The organism is Nocardiopsis akebiae (assembly GCF_018316795.1).
GTDB classification, from domain to species: domain Bacteria; phylum Actinomycetota; class Actinomycetes; order Streptosporangiales; family Streptosporangiaceae; genus Nocardiopsis; species Nocardiopsis dassonvillei.
On the sequence record NZ_CP074132.1, the window covers coordinates 1340735 to 1358075 of the forward strand.

Sequence of the window (17341 nt, forward strand, 5' to 3'; positions counted from 1 at the left end):
GGGGTGAAGCGGGGCGGCGGCCCAAAGACTTAGACCCCGTCGGCTCCGGGCCGGGCGACCGGCTCGTCCAGAGGGGCCTCCCCGGGTTCGCGGACCGCGTCGCCGCCCTGTTCGGGGAAGACCCACGTGCGGTAGGAGAAGAACCGGAAGAGCGTGCCCAGGCCCACCCCGACCACGTTGCCCGCGATGTTGCTCGCGAGCGGGCCGTCGAACCCCAGCACGTACACCGAGAAACCCAGGCAGGCCAGCTGGAGGAGCATCCCGACGCCGTTCATCAGCAGGAACAGCGCGGTCTCGCGGCCGTAACCGGTCCGGGCCCGGTCGCCGAAGGTCCAGAACCGGTTGCCCACGAAGGCCACCGCGATCGAGCACAGCGTCCCGATCACCTGCCCCGTGAGCGGGCCCGCCCCGGCCGCGCTCCACAGCAGGTTGGTCGTCCCCAGCTGCACCGCGTAGGCCACTGCGCCCACGGAGCCGAACTTGCCCACCTCCCGGACGAGCTTGGCGGTCCCGGGATGGCGGGAGGGGAAGTCGCGCACGTTCTGCGCCTCCGGTCCTGTGGTCTGGGTGGTCGGGTCCGCCTCCGCGCGGGCCCGTCCCGGCCGGGTCGCCGACCAGGGGCGGAGGGGGCCCGGGACCGCCGCGTCCGCACGCCCTAGACTCTAGCCGGGGGTCGCACCAGGACCCCGGCCGCGGGTTCCGAGCCGATCCGGCCAGGTCCCGCCGCGCGGGGCCGTCCCGTCACCGCGGTTGACGAGCAGCATGTGAGTTGAGGAACTGTGAGCGAGCGTAACCGCACCGTCCCGCGCGTGGGAATGGTGGGAGGGGGCCAACTCTCCCGGATGACCCACCAGGCGGGCATCGCCCTGGGGGTCGACTTCTCCGTCCTGGCGGCCAGCCCCACCGACAGCGCCGCGCTGGTGTGCGGTGACGTCTCCCTGGGCGACGACCGCGGCCTCGACGACGTCCTGGCCTTCGCCAAGGCCCACGACGTGGTCACCTTCGACCACGAGCACGTGCCCGAGCCCGTCCTGCGCGCGGTCGAGGAGGCCGGGGGCCTGCTGCGCCCCGGCCGCGACGCGCTGCGCTTCGCCCAGGACAAACTGCGCATGCGCACCCGCATGGCCGAGCTGGGCGCGCCCTCGCCGCGCTGGCGTGCCGTCACCGCCCTGGAGCACGTCACCGCCTTCGCCGGGGAGACCGGGTGGCCGGTCGTGCTCAAGGCGGCCCGCGGCGGCTACGACGGCAAGGGCGTGTGGGTCGTCGGCGGCGCCGACGAGGCGCGCGGGGTCGTGGACCGCGCCGCCGCCGAGGAGGTGCCGCTCCTGGTCGAGGAGAAGGTGGACTTCTCGCGCGAGCTGGCCGTGCAGGTCGCCCGGTCCCCGCACGGGCAGGTCGCGGTATACCCGGTCGTGGAGACCGTGCAGCGCGGCGGCATCTGCCACGAGGTGATCGCCCCCGCCCCGGGCCTGTCCGAGGACAAGGCCGTCCGCGCCCAGCAGCTGGCCATCGAGATCGCCCAGGCGCTGGACGTGACCGGGGTCCTGGCCGTGGAGCTGTTCGAGACCGCCGACGGCGTGGTCGTCAACGAGCTGGCCATGCGCCCGCACAACTCCGGCCACTGGAGCATCGAGGGCGCGCGCACCTCCCAGTTCGAGCAGCACCTGAGGGCCGTGCTGAACCTGCCGCTGGGTTCGCCGCGCACCAACGCGCCCTACACCGTCATGGCCAACCTGCTGGGCGGCGAGGACCCCGAGGTCTACCGCCGCTACCTGCACGTGATGGCTAAGGACCCCGAGGTGAAGGTGCACTTCTACGGCAAGGACGTGCGTCCGGGCCGCAAGATCGGGCACGTCACCGTGATGGGCGAGGACTACCGTGACCTGCTGGCGCGCGCGCGAGACGCCGCCGCCTACCTGCGAGGAGACGAACAGTGACCGACAGCGCCAACGGGCGGGACGCGAGGGGCCCCGTGGTGGGCATCGTGATGGGCTCGGACTCCGACTGGCCGGTGATGCGTGAGGCGGCCGAGGCCCTGCGCGAGTTCGACGTCCCCTTCGAGGCCGACGTGGTCTCGGCGCACCGCATGCCGCACGAGATGGTCTCCTACGGGGCCGAGGCCGCCGGTCGCGGCCTGAAGGTGGTCATCGCCGGCGCTGGAGGGGCGGCGCACCTGCCGGGCATGCTGGCCTCGGTGACGACCCTGCCGGTGGTGGGCGTCCCGGTGCCGCTCAAGTACCTCGACGGCATGGACTCGCTGCTGTCCATCGTGCAGATGCCCGCCGGGGTGCCGGTGGCGACCGTGGCCGTGGGCGCGGCCCGCAACGCGGGTCTGCTGGCGGTGCGGATGCTGGCCGCGGGCGACCCCGCGCTCACCGAGCGCATGGCCCGTTTCCAGCAGGAGCTGAAGGAGCAGGCCCACGCCAAGGGCGAGCGGCTGCGCCGCGAGGTGGAGAGCGGGGGCAGGCCCACCGGCTTCGGCCGCTAGCCCGCCGGCGCCCGAAAGGCCCCGGTACCCGTCCGCGGGTGCCGGGGCCCTCGTGTGCCCGCTCAGCCCTCGGCGGGCAGGAGGAGGCGCAGGCCCTCGACCGCCCGGTCGACGGTCGGGAGCGCCTCGGGGTCGACGTCCACGCCCTCACCTCCCCGGCGGTCGGAGCCCTCCTGCTGACGCTGTTCGTGCGCCGACAGCGCCGCGCCGCGCATCCGCTCGTGGACGTCGCGCTCCTGGCCCGCCCCGCGTTCGCCGCCGCGGTCAGCGGCAGCGCCGTCGTGTCCTTCGCCGCAGCCGGTCCGGGGCTCCTGAACCTCGCCTTCACCCACCTGGCGGTGTTCGTCGGCGGCTACACCCTGTCCACTCCCGGGATCGGCGTCGTCGGAACCCTGGCCGACACCCTGGTCCTGGCCCCGGCCGACGGAGCCCCGGCCGGTCCGTGGCCGGAGCGCCCGGCGCGCCGATCGCCGTTCCCGCCGCCGGGCCCGCACCGGCGCCCGTTCACCTGGGTGCGGTGTCGGGGCGTCCGGCGGAGCCCTCGGCCGGGACGCACTCCCCGGCCGGGCGCTGCTCCAGGTGGCCGCCCTCCAGGAGCTGGTTGACCGAGGCGTACTCCGCTTCGGGCGCCTCCACGACCCCCTCGGCGGGGACGAGCACCTGTTCGCCGCCGCCGGGCTGCTCGAAGTGCGGGGCGATCGGCCCCACCAGCGCGGTGAACTCCTCGGTCACCTCGTAGCAGTTGTAGTTGTGCTCGGGCCCGTCCGGCCACGTGTTCAGCGAGTCCGGCGGCAGGGCGCGCCGTTCGTACGGAGCCCCCGCCGGGGCCAGGAACGTGCCGCGCGGGGACCCGAAGCGGTCCAGCATCCACCCCTCGGGCAGGACCCGCAGCTCGGTCACCGGTTCGCCGTCCTCCACCACGAAGCCCATGTGGTCGGGGTAGTCCCAGCCCTCGGGCGCGGCCCAGCGGTCCAGGAACGCGTCGGGGGAGAGGCCGCCGAGCCGCTCGTACCCCTCCAGCAGCGCGCCGACCGGACCGTCCCCGGGCAGCTCGGCGGGGCCCAGGCGGGGGTCGCCGCACAGGTACCGCTCCAGGTCCTCCTCGCTCGGCGGCGGGTCGAGCACCGGGCACCGCGCCTCCTGCGGGGCGAACGGCGCCGACGGCGCGGGGGGCGCGGGGGGCGCGGGCACCGCGTGGGCGGGTTGGGCCGCCATGAGCAGGGCCAGCGCGGTGCCGACCGTCACGGAAAGCTTCACGGGTGGGACTCCGTCCGTCCTCGGACACCCGGCACGGTGCCGGGCGTACACGGGCAACTACGGAGTGAAGTCAACCACGGTCGACGCGTCGCGATCGGGGTTCCGGACGAAAAAGCGGACGGCCGGGCCCGCGCGGGCCCGGCCGTCGTGCGTGACGAGGGGGAGGGGCTACTGGCGGCCCAGCGCCCGGTAGGTCCACCCCGAGGCGCGCCAGTACGTGGGGTCGAGCGCGTTGCGCCCGTCCACGATGCGCTTGCGGGCCACCACCCCGGCCAGCTCCTCCGGGTTGGCCTCGCGGAACTCCGCCCACTCGGTGAGCAGCAGCACCACGTCGGCGCCGCGCGCCGCCGCCAGCATGGAGTCGGCGTAGTTCAGCTCCGGGTGCGCCTCGCGCGCCCGCTCCAGCGCCCGCGGGTCGTACACCGTCACCTGTGCGCCCAGGGAGGCGATGGTGGAGGCCACGTCCAGGGCGGGCGAGTCGCGGATGTCGTCGGAGTTGGGCTTGAACGCCGCGCCCAGCACGGTCACCGTGCGCCCGGCGAAGCTCCCGCCGATCAGCTGGCGGGCTATGTCGATGGTGCGCGCGCGGCGGCGCTGGTTGATCGCGTCCACCTCGCGCAGGAAGGACAGCGCGGGCTCCACGCCCAGCTCGTCGGCGCGCGCCATGAACGCGCGGATGTCCTTGGGCAGGCAGCCGCCGCCGAAGCCCAGGCCCGGGCCGAGGAACTTGCCGCCGATGCGGTCGTCGTAGGACAGCGCCTCGGCCAGCTGGATGACGTCGGCCCCGGCCACCTCCGACACCTCCGCCATGGCGTTGATGAAGGAGATCTTCGTGGCCAGGAAGGCGTTGGCCGACACCTTGACCAGCTCGGCGGTCTGGAGGTCGGTCAGCAGGAAGGGGACGCCGTCGTCGATCTGGCGCTGCCACAGGGCGCGCACGGCCTTCTCGACCCGGGGGGAGTCGGTGCCGATCACGATCCGGTTCGGGTGCAGGGTGTCCTCCACCCCGAAGCCCTCGCGCAGGAACTCCGGGCTCCACCCCAGCTCGGCCTCCTCGCCGACGGGGGCCAGCGCGGACAGCCGGGCGGCCAGGGTGGCCGCGGTGCCCACCGGAACGGTGGAGCGGCCCACGACCACGGTGGGGCGGGTCAGGTGCGGGGCCAACTGGTCCACCGCCGCGTTGACGTAGCGCAGGTCGGCCGCGCCGGAGTCGTCGCGCTGAGGGGTGCCCACGCAGATCAGGTGCAGGTCGGCGAACTCCGCGGCCTCGGCGAAGGAGGTCGTGAAGTGCAGGCGGCCGGTCCCCAGGTTGGCGGTGAGCAGCTCTTCGAGCCCGGGCTCGAAGAAGGGGACCCTGCCGGAGCGGAGCATGTCGATCTTGGCGTCGTCGACGTCGAGTCCCAGGACCTCGAACCCCATCTCGGCCAGGCAGGCCGCGGTGGTGGCACCCAGGTACCCGGTACCGATGACGGAGACGCGCATACGGTCCGCTTCGACCACTGGTGGTGTCCTTCCTCGCTTTCGTCCGCTCCCGTTTCGCTGGTTGTGCCCGCTGAAGGCGGTCAACACCCTGCTTGAGGGCAGAAAACGGACATTGTTCAGCCTACGGGTGTGCCCGGGGGCGCGATGCATCACCTTACGCGCCGGGGCGTGGCGCACGACCGAACGCCGCGTGAACAGTCAGGCGCTCAGGCTACCGGTGGGCGCGGCGTATCGGCCACGGGGGCGTGTTCAGCGCCTCCGACCGAATCTCGGCCCGCGCCCGCGCCCGCCCCCGTCCAGGGGCGTCCACCCGGAGCCGTCCTCCCCGCGGCTGAAGGGCGTGGTCGTCTTGTCCGGGTCGTCCTCGAAGCCGCCGGGATCGCCGCCGAACCCGGCACCGGGGCCGGCGGCGGGGTCGTCGGCGGGCCACGCCGGGTCCGGGACGCCGGGGACCGCGTCGGGGACCGTGTCACCGACCGCCCCGCGCCGGTACTCCTCCCGGCTGGCGCGGGCCACGACCCGGCGCTCGGAGGGCGGGGCCCCGTCGCCCGCGGCACGCCAGCGGAGGGGCATCGCGGCGGAGAAGAGCAGCAGCGTCCCCAGCGGGAGCGCCACGGCCAGACCCGCGCCCGAGGGGTAGAGGAAGCTGTCCTCGTTCAGCCAGGACAGCGCCGCCCCCATGGACGCCGGGTGCGCGACCGGCCACAGGCTCAGCGCCGTGAGCAGGGCGCCGCTGGCCCCGGCCACCAGCGGCGACAGCCGGGACGCCACCAGGTAGGCGCACACCGCCCCCAGCAGCCCCAGCACCACCGCCGACGACACCGTCGCCACGGTCACCTCCCCCTCGGCGAACCGGGGGAGCAGGCCGGACGACCAGGCCGCGGCGACCCACAGCACGGGGGTCAGGGCGACGCCGCCGAGCAGGCCTGCCAGATGGTGCAGCACGGTGATTCCTTCCCTCGCGTCACCCGCAGACGTTCTCCCGCGCGGTCGAGACCGAACCGGCCTCCTCCGTGGCCGATGGCTCCTCCCCCGGGGCGGCGTCCGCGGTCTGCGGGGCCTCGAACGCCGTGTAGTCGAACCCGATCACGATCTGGAGCTCACCGCCCAGGGCGTTGTCCTCGACCGTCTGCGAGCCCGGCATCATCCCGGCCACGTACTCGGCCGCGGCCGCGTCGTCGGGGCCGTGGCGCACCTGGGTGGTGGCGACGTCGAGGCTGCTCCAGTTCTGCGCCGGGGAGGCCACCTGGAACCCGGCGGCGGCCAGTTCGGCGTCCAGTTGCGCGCCCAGGCCCGCGGTGCCGATCCCGTTGAACACCTGGACCCGGATGTCGTCGGGCCGCGGCTCGGACCCCGACCGGTCCTCCTCCCCGGACCCGTCGACGGGCCGGTCGGCCCGGACCGCGGCGAACAGCTCGCGGGCGGCGGGCTCGTCCCACAGCACGGCGACGTCGCCGCGCGGCGTCCAGTACTCCATGTCGGCGATGGGCACCTGGGTGAAGGTGACCTCGCCCAGGTCGATGTCGCGCATCTGGTAGGCGAGCTCGTTGATGGTGCTGGTGTCCAGCCCCTGGTCCACGGTCACCGACGACAGGGCGCTGTCCAGGAAGTCGGTCAGCTTGGCCGGGTCGGAGAGCGTCTCGGTGCTCATGGCCTGGTCGAGCATCGCGGACAGGACCTGCTGCTGGCGCTCGATCCGGTCCAGGTCGCCGCGCGAGGTGGCGCGGGTGCGGGAGAAGGCCAGGGCCCCCGCCCCGTCCACCCGGTGCGTGCCCGCCTCCATGTCCAGCTGGGCCTTGGGGTCGTGGATCGCCTCGGGCAGGCACACCTCGACGCCGCCCAGGGCGTCCACCACGTCCACGAAGCCGTTGAAGTCCACCTCGACGTAGTGGTCGACGCGCACGTCGGTCACCGACTCCACGGTCCGCACGGCCAGCTGGGGCCCGCCGTGGGCGTAGGCGGCGTTGATCTTGTCGGGGCCCTGGCCGGGGACGTCCACCCACAGGTCCCGGGGGATGCCGACGACGGTGAGCTGGTCGCGGTCGTGGTTGAGCCGCACCAGCATCATGCTGTCGGAGCGCTGGCCCGGGGTGGAGCCCACGCTCAGGTCCTCCTGGGCCTCACTGCTCATCTCGTCCCGGTTGTCGGAGCCGATCACCAGGAAGGTCAGGCCGCCGGTCTGCTCGGGGCGGCCCTCCTCGGACAGGCCGCCGAACACGTCGAACCGGTTCAGGGCCCCCGACATCCAACCGGTGAGCGCCCACGAGGTGCCCGAGGCGAGCAGGACCAGAGCCGACAGAGCGCTCATCACCAGCAGGCCGGTGCGGCGCCGACGCGTGGCGGCGCTGGGCACGGTCACCCGGCCGGACCTGGGGGAGCGTTCGGGCGGGAGGGGCTGCGAGCGCCGGCGGCGGAACTCCTTCGCGGGTCCCTGCCGTCCCGCCCTGTCATCGCTCATCGGCGTCCCCGTCCCAACCGGTCAACGGTGTCCTTATCTCTAGGTTGTCACCCGATTCGCCGAAGCGCGCGGGATGTCAACCCCCGGCGTGTTGTCCTCCTCTTTGCCTGTCCCTCTCCTTGTTGTGACGCCGTGAACTGCGCGGGGGTTCCGCGTGGGCGGTGTCATCCTGAGCCGTATCCGGTACCTCCACGTGACCGAAATCGCGCTCCGATGCGGTGACAATGTCCTGGCCCGGCCACGCCGGGCCCGGCCCACGGCCGAACGGGGCCCCTGCCGTGTCCGGCAGGGTCCGCACGGGCGCACCAGCCGCTCGCGGTTCCCCTCACACATCCCTCTCGCAGCACGGAGTTCCAGTGACCCACCCCTACCCCGAGGCCGTCTCCAGCAGGAGCTGGCTCGTGGCCCTCCTGCTTTGCCTGTTCCTGGGCACGATCGGCGTCCACCGCTTCTACACGGGCAAGATCGGCACCGGCGTCCTGATGATCCTCACCTGCGGCGGCGCCGGGGTGTGGACGCTCATCGACCTGATCATGATCATCGTCGGCTCGTTCAAGGACGCCGAGGGCAGGCCCGTCAAGAACCAGGCCTGAACCACGGCGGCCCCGGCCCGGCGGACTCAGCCGGGCCGGGGCCGCGGCGGTCGTGCAGTACCGTTGACGCGCGTACGACACCCTCCTACGCAGTCCCGACACGTCTTGACCCTGGGAAGTGCCCGTGTCCTGGCCGCCTGTCTCCGTCGTCATGCCCGTACTCAACGAAGAGCGCCACCTCGCCGCCGCGGTGGAGCACGTCCTCGCCCAGGAATACCCGGGCGAACTGGAGGTCGTGCTCGGGGTCGGGCCCTCCTCGGACCGCACCCGCGAGGTCGCCGACGGGATCGCCGCCGCCGACCCGCGCGTGAAGGTGGTGGACAACCCCACGGGAAGGACCCCCTCCGGGCTCAACGCCGCCATCGGGGCCTCCTCGCACGACATCGTCGCCCGCATCGACGGGCACGCCATGATGCCCTCGGACTACCTGCGGGTGGCCGTGGAGACGCTCCGCGAGACCGGCGCCGACAACGTCGGCGGGATCATGGCCGCCGAGGGCACGACCCCGTGGGAGAAGGCGGTCGCCGCCGCCATGACCTCGAAGGTGGGCGTGGGCAACGCGCGCTTCCACACCGGCGGCGAGGGCGGCCCGGCCGACACCGTGTACCTGGGCGTCTTCCGGCGCTCGGCGCTGGAGCGGGTCGGCGGCTACGACGAGGCGTTCCTGCGGGCCCAGGACTGGGAGATGAACCACCGCATCCGCACCACCGGCGGCACGGTGTGGTTCCAGCCGCGCATGCGGGTGTCCTACCGCCCCCGGCGCAACGTGCGGTTGCTCGCCAAGCAGTACTTCCACTACGGCCGCTGGCGCAGGGTGGTCTCCCGCCAGCACAAGGGCACCATCAACCTGCGCTACCTGGCCCCGCCCGTCGCCCTGGCCGGTGTGGTCGCCGGGCTGGTGGGCGGCTTCTTCCTCTGGCCGCTGTTCCTGGTCCCGGCCGCCTACCTGGCCCTGGTCACCGCCGCGTCGGTGCCGCTCGGCCGCGGCCTGCCCGCCGCCAGCCTGCCGATGATCCCGCTCGCGCTGGCCACCATGCACATGTCCTGGGGCGCGGGGTTCATCACCAGCCCACCCGGACTCGGCTCGGACTCGCGCACGGCGCAGGCCGCCCGGACCTGAGCCGCCCTCCCCTCCGGCCGCTTCCGGCCTCGGCCCCCTCTCGTACGGGAGGGGGCCTTCTGCTAAGCAGGGGTGAGGGACGGGCGAGGGAAAGCGGGTGTCATGGACGACTTGCGCGGCAACCAGGCCGTGTGGCGGTTCGACGGTGAGACGGTCGCGATCAGGTACGAGGCACAGGGCTGGTTCAAGGACCCCCTGCTCAAACGGATCGGACAGCTCGAACTCCCCGTGGCCGCGATCGCCGAGGTCGACTTCCAGCCCGGAGCGGGCCCCAGGAAGGGGTGGCTGCTGCAACTGCGCCTGCACGAGCGGACCGACCCCTACGCGGCGGTCGGCGCGATGCTCAAGGAGAAGTCCCAGCCCTTCCGGCTCACCGGCCAGGCCAGCGGAGAACTGGTCGCCGAGTACCTGGCCGACCAGATCCGTTTCGCCGCCGAGCAGAGCGGGCCGCCCGCCCCGGACACGGCCGTGCGCCTGGTGCCCCGGCTGCCCTTCCACATCCAGACCTCCGAGGGGACCGCGACCCTGGACGGCTCCACCGTGCGCCTGGTCTGGTCCGGCGGCGAGGCGGGCGGGCGCAAGCGCAGGGCGCAGCGCCGTGAGTACGACCTCTCCGAGATCACCGGGGTCGACTGGGCGCCCTCCGACGGCTGGGAGTGGGGCTACATGCGCCTGGTCACCGCCGACACCGGCGGCAAGGACACCGGCAAGCCCAAGCAGGACCTGCACGCCCTCGTCGCCGAGGAGGGGGCGGAGGGCTACGACACCCTGCTCATGGCCGCGGCGGTCACCGCCCACGTGTGGGCCGCGGAGGCGTCGGGGCCCGGGGGACGGGACGGGCGCGGCGTCGCGGCCAGGCTCAGGGACCCGAGGTGGTGGCTGGACGCGGCGGTGCGCTCGACCGACCAGCTGCGGAGCCTGTCCGCGGGGTCCGCGGCTCCGAACGCGGACGCGGGCGTGGACACCGGGGAGGGCGCCGGGCCCGGGGCGGGACCGGCGGCGGAGGGCGGAACGGCCCCGGCGCTGCGGGCCGGGGCCGCCGCGGAGGAGGAGAGCGGTCGACCCGACACCGAGTGGATCTTCCGGCAGATCGAGAGCCTGGGCGAGCTGCACGCCAGGGGACTGCTCACCGACGAGGAGTTCTCCGCCAAGAAGGCCGAGCTGCTCGGCCGGATCTGAGGCCCCGCCCGGTCCCGGGACCGGGCGGCGGAACCCGGTCGGCGGGGTCGGCGCGGCGGGACGGGAACCCGGTTCAGGACTCCGCGGAGGCGCCGCCCTTGAGCGCGGACACCGCCCCGGGGACGTCGTCCACCACGACCGCGTCCATCCCCGCCTCGGCGAACCGCGCCGCGTCCACCGGGTCCGGGCACCAGGAGACGACCTCGATCCCCGCCCGGTGCGCCAGGTCCACGGTGTACTCCACCGACCGGCGGTCCGGGCGGGGAGCGTCACCGGACAGCCCGAACGAGCGCGCGTCGATCGCCACCACCGGGCACCCCATCCCGGCGGCGCCCGCCACGGCCTGGTCCAGCGGGTTGCGCACGAACGGCATCCACGCCGTGGGCACCGCCGGAGCCTCCTCTCGGACGGCGAGCAGGACGCCCGGATCGAAGGAGCAGACGAACACCCGGCGCCGCCCGGCCTCCCTGCGCAGGTACGGCAGGAGCAGCGAGACCGTCCGGCGCGAGGGGGCGTCGACCGCGTCCTCCATCACCGACTTGACGTCCACGTCCAGGCCCACCCCGGCCGGGATCGCGGCCAGGCCCTCCTCCAGGCCGACCAGCCCGGCACCGGCGCACTCGCGCGCGGTCAGCTCCACGACCGCGCGGCCGTCGTCCAGGGCGGCGTTGTGGTAGAGCACCAGCGCGTCGTCGGCGGTGCGGCGCACGTCTATCTCGATCCAGTGCGCCCCGGCCCGCGCCGCCGCGGCGTAGGACTCCGGCGTGTTCTCCCGGGCGCCGTCCACCACGCCGCGCCCCGCGCCGCGGTGCCCGACCACCTCGGTCGCCTCGAAGACCCGGCTCACGCGTCCGCCCCCGACAGGGCGGCGCGCTCGCGCGCGCGGCGCAGCAGCGTCTCGGCGACCTCCACGTCGCCCGGGTTCGTCACCTTGATGTTCGTCTCCTCTCCCGGCACGATCCGCACCTCCTCCTCCGGCAGGTACCGCAGCACCACGCCGCAGTCGTCGGTGGCCACCAGGTCCGGGTCGGCCGCGGCCAGCTCGTAGGCGCGGCGGACCACGCCGAGCCGGAAGCCCTGCGGGGTCTGCATCCTGCGCAGCTCCGCACGCGGGGGGACCTGCGCGATGACCTCGCCGCCGGAGCCGCCGGGGGCCACCCGCACCACGGTGTCGGCGCTGGGCACCGCCACCCCGACCGCGCCCGCCTCCGCCAGCGCCGCCACGCACGCGCTGATGACGGCCGGGCTCACGAGCGGGCGCGCGGCGTCGTGCAGCAGAGCCAGGTCGGTGTCGGCGGCGCCGCCCATCGCGGCCAGGGCGGCGAGGGAGGTGCCGGTGCGGGTCGCTCCGCCGGGGAGCACCGCGGTGACCTTGGTGAACCCGGCCGCGTCGACGATCTCCCGGACCCGGTCGAGGTACTCCTCCACCATGAGCACGACGATCTCGTCGACGTCCGGGCACGCCTCGAAGGCGGCGATCGCGTGCTCCAGGATGGGTCGGCCCTCCAAGGGCAGCAACTGCTTGGGCGCGGGCGCGCCCATCCGCGCGCCCACCCCTCCGGCCAGAACCGCCGCGATCACGCGCGGACGCATGGCTCCACCTCTTCCGTCGTCCACGGCCGCCGTCCACAGCGGCCGGATACCCCTGGTGCGCCCGGTCGCGTTCGGGTTTCCTGGATGTACAGGGGTCCCGCCTGTCGCCCTCCAGCACCCTCAACGGACGCGCTCCGAGCGCAGTTTCCTCCGGACCCGCCGACACCGTGCCGCCCGAGCGCCGTGCTGTCCACGTACACCGTGCCGCCCAACGACGACGTGCGGCCCGCGGTTCCGCGCCTCCGCGATCCGGCGCGCTTCCACGGGCCCGGTGCCCTCCCGGCCGAGGCTAGCCGACGGTCCGCCGCGCGGCGCCTCCGCCCGGCGACTCCGCAGCACGACACCGCTTCCGCCGGTGCCGCACCCGTCCGCGCACCCCCGCCCGACGGCGCCTCCGACCGGCAAGGCGCCCCGTTCCACACGGCCCTCCGTCCCCGCACGGCCTCCGCACGCCTCTTCCGGCCTCTCTGGGCGAAGGTACAAAACACGCATTGGTGACAGGTGGGGTGGCACAGCCCGTCGTTCGCAGCGGTAACCTATGGACGCCTGTATGGCGTGCCCGGTGCCGACCTCCTCCCGGAAGCGGTCGTTGAACCGGGCGCGGTCCGTGACATCCCCCGGTCGCCCGGACACGCTCCCCCGTTTCGGTACGCCGTACGGGGTGGACCGCGTATCCCGGCCGGTGCGCACAGGCGAGTACGAGCACGCCCGTCCGGCCTCAGCGTGGACCGGACGAGACATCAACCCTTGGAGGTGGCGGTGGCGTCAAGGGCGCTGGCCGTCTGGGAGCACCGGAAGGTCGTCGGCCTCCTGGTCCGGCGCGACCTGAAGGTCAAGTACCAGCAGTCCGTACTGGGGTACGCGTGGACGATGTTGGAGCCGCTGGCTCTGACGGGGGTCTACTTCGTCGTCTTCGGCGTCATCCTCAACGCACAACGGGGTATGCCGGAGGATGCCCCCGGCGGCTTCCTGCTGTTCCTCGTGGCCGGGATCCTGCCCTGGAACACCTTCGGGGCGATCCTGTCCGAGGCGCCCCGCGCGATGATCACGCACGCCAAGCTGATCACCACGATGAAGGTGCCGCGGGAGATCTTCCCCATCGCCACGGTCGGCACGAAGTTCGCCGAATACCTGCTCACCTGGCCCGTGCTGATCATCTTCGTGATCTTCCTCGGCGGCAGGCCCTCGTGGGAGGGCGTGCTGGTGTGGCTGCCGCTGGCCGTCGTGCTCCAGTTCGCCTTCGGTCTGGGCCTCACCCTCTTCCTGTCCGCGGTCAACGTGCTGCTGCGCGACGTCGAGCGCCTGGTGCGCATCGCCTCCCGCATCCTGTTCTACGGCTCGGCGATCCTCTTCCCGGCCACGATGGTCCTCGACTCGACCACGGTTCCCGAGTGGGCGAAGACACTTTTCCAGTTGAACCCGCTGCTGGGTATCTTCGAGATGCACCGTGCCGTGTGGTTCGCCGGGTTCGACGAACTCACCCCGAGCACGCTCGCGCTGACCTCGTCGGTGGTCGGTTCGGTCCTCATGCTGATCATCGGATACTGGACGTTCCGCCGTCTGGAGATGTCCGTCCTGAAGGAGCTGTGATGGCGCAGACGACCTACGGCGCCGGGACCACCGGTCCGGTCATCGAGGCCAAGGGCCTCGGCGTCAAGTTCGCCGTGAACCGCCGACGCAAGCGCAGCCTGCGCGAGATGTTCATCCACGGCACCAAGCGCGACCCCAACGCCGAGGGCGACGAGTTCTGGCCGCTGCGCGACGTCGCGTTCGAGATCGGACGCGGCGAGTGCGTGGGCATCGTGGGCAAGAACGGCACCGGCAAGTCGACCCTGCTCAAGCTGATCGCCGGGGTGCTCATCCCCGACGAGGGCGAGGTGCACGTCCACGGCAAGGTCGCCCCGCTGCTGGAGCTGCGCGCCGGGTTCAACGACAACCTGACCGGCCGCGAGAACGTGTACCTGGTCGGATCCCTGCACGGGATGACCGAGAAGCAGATCGACGAGCGCTTCGACGAGATCATCGACTTCGCCGAGATCAAGCCCAAGTTCGTGGACACCCCGGTGCGCCACTACTCCAGCGGCATGAAGGTCCGGCTCGGCTTCGCGCTGATCTCCCAGCTGGAGCACCCGATCATGCTGGTCGACGAGGTGCTCGCGGTCGGCGACAAGGCCTTCAAGCGCAAGTGCTACGAGGCCATCGACCGCATGCTGGCCAACCAGCGCACGATGGTCCTGGTGTCGCACAGCGAGAGGGACCTGCGCCGGTTCTGCAACCGCGGGCTCTACGTCAAGGACGGCGGGCTCGCCCTGGACACCGACATCGACGCCGCGCTCGCCGCCTACAACGACGACACCCAGGCGGAGATCGAGGAGCGCAAGAAGCGCGACGCCGAGAAGAAGAAGCGCGCGGAGGAGAAGGCCAGGAAGGCCGCCGAGGCCGCCGAGGCCGACAAGGGCGGCGGCGACGACGGCCAGGCGGCCTGAGCCGCCCGGGCCCGCCCGGCCCCCCGAACGCGCTGACGCACCGACGCGCACCACCGGAGTCCGTCCGGCGGTGCGCGTCCGGCTTTTCACCGCATGTCCGGACAGGGGGCCGCGCCGCCCCGTCCCGTCGCGACGATCCTCGCGTGTGTCAGTGATTGAACCGTTACGAAGAGTGAGAAACGGTGTCTCCCATCAGAGCTGGGAGAGGACACGTCCATGGCCCACAGCGGCACCGTGGCGCGGCTGGCCGCGCGGATGCTCGAACGCCGACACGTCACCCGCGCCGGGATGGCCCGGATCGGCGTCTTGGGCGCCGTCGGCGCGGCGGTCTGGTTCTCCCGCGCCGACGCGGTCGGCGGCCTGGCGGGCTCGGCCTTCCTCGGCGCGGTCCTGTTCTGCGACGCGGTCCGCGAGCGCATGCGGGCCGACCGGCACGACGCCCTCACCCTGTGGCTCGCGGCCATGCTGTCGCAGCTGCGCGAGTACGCGGTCTACCTCGGCCTGGCGGCGGGCGCCGTGGCAGCCGGGATCGGCGGGGCCTGGGGGTGGGCCGCGGGCGCGCTCGTCGCCCTGGCCCTGCGCGACTCGCTCCTGGCGGCCGGGTCCGCTCCGGCCGGCCCCGAGCCGGGGCCGGGCCGAAGGAGACCCCAGCCGTCCGCTCAGGGGCCCGCTGGCGGCCTCCTGGGGGGTCTGGCGCCCCGCCCGACCCAGGGGCCGCGCGTCAGCGACCCGGGACTGACCGCGCGGCTGTTCGGCGCCACTGTGGTGGACGGCACAGCGGGCGGCTCGCGCCCGGTCCGCGCCCCCGCCGGGGCCCGTGCCGACGCGACGGCCGTGAACGGGCCCGCGGTGAACGCCGTCCCCGCCAACGGCGCCCGGGTGAACGGGGCCGTCAGGCACGGGGCCCCCTCGTACGGAGACCCCGAGGAGGGGGCCCGCTCCGACGGAGCCTCGCCGAACGGGGCCTCCGACCGGGTCCGCGCCTCGGACGGCGCCGACGCCCGTCCCCACCTGCCCGCCCCCTCGCCGCTGCGCCGGATCACGGACTTCCCCCAACCCGTGCGCTTCCTGGCCATCGCGGTGACCGCCACGCTCTGGGACGCGCGCGTCGCCTTCGTCACCCTCGTCGTCGGCTGCGTCGTCGCGGCCACCGCCCGACTCGCCGATCCCGCGCGGAGCCGACGGTGAACGCGAGCGCCGCGCACGGGGGTTCGGACCGGGCCCGGTACGTCCCGGTCCGTCCCGACCTGCGGTTTCTCCGTGATGACAGTCACATGGCGCTGCTGCTCGGCCGGATCGCCCCGGGGGGAGCGCCGCCCCTGCTCACGGCGCTCACCGGACTCCTGGTCGTCGGAACGCTCCTGGCGGCAGGCCACGGACGGCTGGCAGGCATTACCCTGTTCGCACCGGTCGCTGCCCTGCTACTGTCCGGACTGGCCTCGAGCCATCCCCACGACGGACGGTTCGACTGGCTCGTGCCACCCGTCCTGCGCGTCACCGAGTACGGATACCTGGCGGTCCTGGGGCTGGCGTCCGGTGTACCGGGTCCACTGGTGTTCGTACTCTTGATGGCGGTCGCCTGTCACCACGGCGACGACGTGGCCCGTCCCGCGGTCGGCGCGGCCCGCCCCGCAGGGGTGCGCGCCGCGGCCCTCGGCTGGGACGGCCGCATGCTCGTCATCGCGGTCGGAGGAGCGCTGCACGCGCTCGCCCCCGCCTACGGCATACTCGCCGGATACCTGGCGGTGCTGTTCGTCCGCGAGGCCGTGCGCACCTGGAGCGCGACACCGGTGGCCGACGTACGCGCCAGCGCCGCCCCCGGCGAGGGCGACACGGACCCGGGGGATCCGCGGATCCCCCGACCAGGCCACGCAGACGGGGGCCAACCGGCCGCCGGAACGAACGGGGAGGCGTGAGAGCCCTCCCCGACTAAGGAGGAACACGCCCTCATGCTCGGAATGGTTCTCGCCGCAGGCGCGGGGCGCCGTCTACGCCCCTACACCGACACCCTGCCCAAGGCGCTGGTGCCCGTCGACGGTGAGACGACCATCATGGACATCTCGCTGCGCAACCTGGCCGCGGCCGGGCTGACCGACGTCGTCGTCGTGGTCGGCTACCGCGCGGAGGCGGTCGAGGCGCGCAAGGAGGCCCTGGAGGAGCGCCACGGCGTCAAGCTCACCCTCAGCCACAACGACAAGGCCGAGGAGTGGAACAACGCCTACTCCCTGTGGACCGCGCGCGAGTTCTTCTCCGAGGGCGTCCTCCTGGTCAACGGCGACACGGTTCACCCCGTGAGCGTCGAGGAAACGCTACTCGCCGCGCGGGGACCGGAACTGCTCCTCGCGGTGGACAGCGTGAAAAGCCTCGCTGACGAGGAGATGAAGGTGACCCTCGACGAGGAGGGCCACCTGCGCACGATCACCAAGCTCATGGACCCGGCCACCGCTGCGGGCGAGTACATCGGCGCCACCCTCATCGAGGGCTCCCTGGACGCCCGTCTGGCCGACGCCCTCAAGGCCACCTGGGAGCGCGACCCGCAGCTGTACTACGAGGACGGCTACCAGGAGCTGGTCAACCGCGGCGAGAAGGTCGCCGTGGCGCCGATCGGCGAGGTGGACTGGGTCGAGGTCGACAACCACGACGACCTGGCCAAGGCGAGGGAGATCGCATGCCGCTACTAGCCCG

Annotated in this window: 18 protein-coding genes; 10 read left to right on the forward strand and 8 right to left on the reverse strand. The window is 73.4% G+C overall.

Annotated features, from left to right (window positions below; translation table 11 throughout):
* Window positions 1–29: 29 nt before the first annotated feature.
* On the reverse strand, window positions 30–539 hold the full coding sequence (locus KGD83_RS05795) for a GtrA family protein (RefSeq protein WP_212642867.1): 510 nt from the start codon (window positions 537–539) through the stop codon (window positions 30–32).
* 240 nt (window positions 540–779) lie between these two features.
* On the opposite strand from KGD83_RS05795, the gene KGD83_RS05800 reads away from it, so the two are divergent.
* A complete protein-coding gene (locus KGD83_RS05800) occupies window positions 780–1937 on the forward strand; it encodes a 5-(carboxyamino)imidazole ribonucleotide synthase (protein WP_212642868.1) in 1158 nt (385 codons plus the stop codon).
* A complete protein-coding gene (gene purE / locus KGD83_RS05805) occupies window positions 1934–2488 on the forward strand; it encodes a 5-(carboxyamino)imidazole ribonucleotide mutase (protein ID WP_394358094.1) in 555 nt (184 codons plus the stop codon). The genes KGD83_RS05800 and purE overlap by 4 nt, the downstream gene beginning before the upstream one ends.
* 62 nt (window positions 2489–2550) lie before the next feature.
* Here purE and KGD83_RS29215 read toward each other — a convergent pair whose 3' ends face one another.
* The 5 genes from KGD83_RS29215 to KGD83_RS05830 all read right to left on the reverse strand — a co-directional run bounded on the left by KGD83_RS29215 (window position 2551) and on the right by KGD83_RS05830 (window position 7685).
* On the reverse strand, window positions 2551–2820 hold the full coding sequence (locus tag KGD83_RS29215) for a hypothetical protein (protein WP_212642869.1): 270 nt from the start codon (window positions 2818–2820) through the stop codon (window positions 2551–2553).
* Window positions 2821–2992: 172 nt separating this feature from the next.
* Window positions 2993–3745 (reverse strand): TNT domain-containing protein, encoded by a 753-nt coding sequence (locus tag KGD83_RS05815; protein ID WP_212642870.1) that lies wholly within the window; start codon window positions 3743–3745, stop codon window positions 2993–2995.
* Between the two features lie 168 nt (window positions 3746–3913).
* Window positions 3914–5245: a UDP-glucose dehydrogenase family protein gene (locus tag KGD83_RS05820; RefSeq protein WP_212642871.1), complete on the reverse strand. Its 1332-nt coding sequence runs from the start codon at window positions 5243–5245 to the stop codon at window positions 3914–3916.
* 231 nt (window positions 5246–5476) lie between these two features.
* Entirely contained in the window at window positions 5477–6172 is a 696-nt protein-coding gene (locus KGD83_RS05825) for a YIP1 family protein (RefSeq protein ID WP_212642872.1), read from the reverse strand.
* A 19-nt stretch (window positions 6173–6191) separates the two neighbouring features.
* Window positions 6192–7685: an LCP family protein gene (locus tag KGD83_RS05830; protein ID WP_212642873.1), complete on the reverse strand. Its 1494-nt coding sequence runs from the start codon at window positions 7683–7685 to the stop codon at window positions 6192–6194.
* 356 nt (window positions 7686–8041) lie between these two features.
* On the opposite strand from KGD83_RS05830, the gene KGD83_RS05835 reads away from it, so the two are divergent.
* From KGD83_RS05835 to KGD83_RS05845, 3 genes are all read left to right on the forward strand, one after another.
* On the forward strand, window positions 8042–8278 hold the full coding sequence (locus KGD83_RS05835) for a TM2 domain-containing protein (protein ID WP_212642874.1): 237 nt from the start codon (window positions 8042–8044) through the stop codon (window positions 8276–8278).
* A 124-nt stretch (window positions 8279–8402) separates the two neighbouring features.
* Complete coding sequence (locus tag KGD83_RS05840; RefSeq protein ID WP_212642875.1) at window positions 8403–9398, forward strand: glycosyltransferase family 2 protein; 996 nt, start codon at window positions 8403–8405, stop codon at window positions 9396–9398.
* Between the two features lie 102 nt (window positions 9399–9500).
* Window positions 9501–10577, forward strand: a complete 1077-nt coding sequence (locus KGD83_RS05845) for a DUF4429 domain-containing protein (protein WP_212642876.1) — start codon at window positions 9501–9503, stop codon at window positions 10575–10577.
* Window positions 10578–10650: 73 nt separating this feature from the next.
* Here KGD83_RS05845 and KGD83_RS05850 read toward each other — a convergent pair whose 3' ends face one another.
* Together KGD83_RS05850 and KGD83_RS05855 are read right to left on the reverse strand one after the other, a co-directional pair.
* A complete protein-coding gene (locus KGD83_RS05850) occupies window positions 10651–11424 on the reverse strand; it encodes a glycerophosphodiester phosphodiesterase (protein ID WP_212642877.1) in 774 nt (257 codons plus the stop codon).
* On the reverse strand, window positions 11421–12170 hold the full coding sequence (locus tag KGD83_RS05855) for an IspD/TarI family cytidylyltransferase (protein ID WP_212642878.1): 750 nt from the start codon (window positions 12168–12170) through the stop codon (window positions 11421–11423). Before KGD83_RS05855 ends, KGD83_RS05850 begins: the two co-directional genes overlap by 4 nt.
* Before the next feature lie 747 nt (window positions 12171–12917).
* Between KGD83_RS05855 and KGD83_RS05860 the strand changes: the two genes are divergently transcribed.
* The 5 genes from KGD83_RS05860 to KGD83_RS05880 all read left to right on the forward strand — a co-directional run bounded on the left by KGD83_RS05860 (window position 12918) and on the right by KGD83_RS05880 (window position 17337).
* Window positions 12918–13760 (forward strand): ABC transporter permease, encoded by an 843-nt coding sequence (locus tag KGD83_RS05860; RefSeq protein WP_212642879.1) that lies wholly within the window; start codon window positions 12918–12920, stop codon window positions 13758–13760.
* Window positions 13760–14656, forward strand: coding sequence for an ABC transporter ATP-binding protein (locus KGD83_RS05865; RefSeq protein WP_212642880.1), 897 nt, complete (start codon window positions 13760–13762; stop codon window positions 14654–14656). Before KGD83_RS05860 ends, KGD83_RS05865 begins: the two co-directional genes overlap by 1 nt.
* Window positions 14657–14872: 216 nt before the next feature.
* The gene (locus KGD83_RS05870) at window positions 14873–15844 is read left to right on the forward strand and encodes a hypothetical protein (protein ID WP_212642881.1); all 972 of its coding nucleotides are present in this window, start codon (window positions 14873–14875) and stop codon (window positions 15842–15844) included.
* Between the two features lie 86 nt (window positions 15845–15930).
* The gene (locus KGD83_RS05875; protein ID WP_394358095.1) at window positions 15931–16572 is read left to right on the forward strand and encodes a DUF5941 domain-containing protein; all 642 of its coding nucleotides are present in this window, start codon (window positions 15931–15933) and stop codon (window positions 16570–16572) included.
* A gap of 33 nt (window positions 16573–16605) precedes the next feature.
* Window positions 16606–17337 carry a phosphocholine cytidylyltransferase family protein gene (locus tag KGD83_RS05880; RefSeq protein ID WP_013154871.1) on the forward strand — a complete coding sequence of 244 codons (732 nt, stop codon included), beginning with the start codon at window positions 16606–16608 and terminating at the stop codon, window positions 17335–17337.
* Window positions 17338–17341: the final 4 nt, after the last annotated feature.

Bases quoted from the DNA above. Each gene is read 5' to 3' on its own strand.
- KGD83_RS05875 (WP_394358095.1), top strand. From the start codon at position 15,931: ATGGCGCTGCTGCTCGGCCGGATCGCCCCGGGGGGAGCGCCGCCCCTG.
- KGD83_RS05865 (WP_212642880.1), top strand. From the start codon at position 13,760: ATGGCGCAGACGACCTACGGCGCCGGGACCACCGGTCCGGTCATCGAG.
- KGD83_RS05870 (WP_212642881.1), top strand. From the start codon at position 14,873: ATGGCCCACAGCGGCACCGTGGCGCGGCTGGCCGCGCGGATGCTCGAA.
- KGD83_RS05830 (WP_212642873.1), bottom strand. From the start codon at position 7,685: ATGAGCGATGACAGGGCGGGACGGCAGGGACCCGCGAAGGAGTTCCGC.
- KGD83_RS05855 (WP_212642878.1), bottom strand. From the start codon at position 12,170: ATGCGTCCGCGCGTGATCGCGGCGGTTCTGGCCGGAGGGGTGGGCGCG.
- KGD83_RS05845 (WP_212642876.1), top strand. From the start codon at position 9,501: ATGGACGACTTGCGCGGCAACCAGGCCGTGTGGCGGTTCGACGGTGAG.
- KGD83_RS05880 (WP_013154871.1), top strand. From the start codon at position 16,606: ATGCTCGGAATGGTTCTCGCCGCAGGCGCGGGGCGCCGTCTACGCCCC.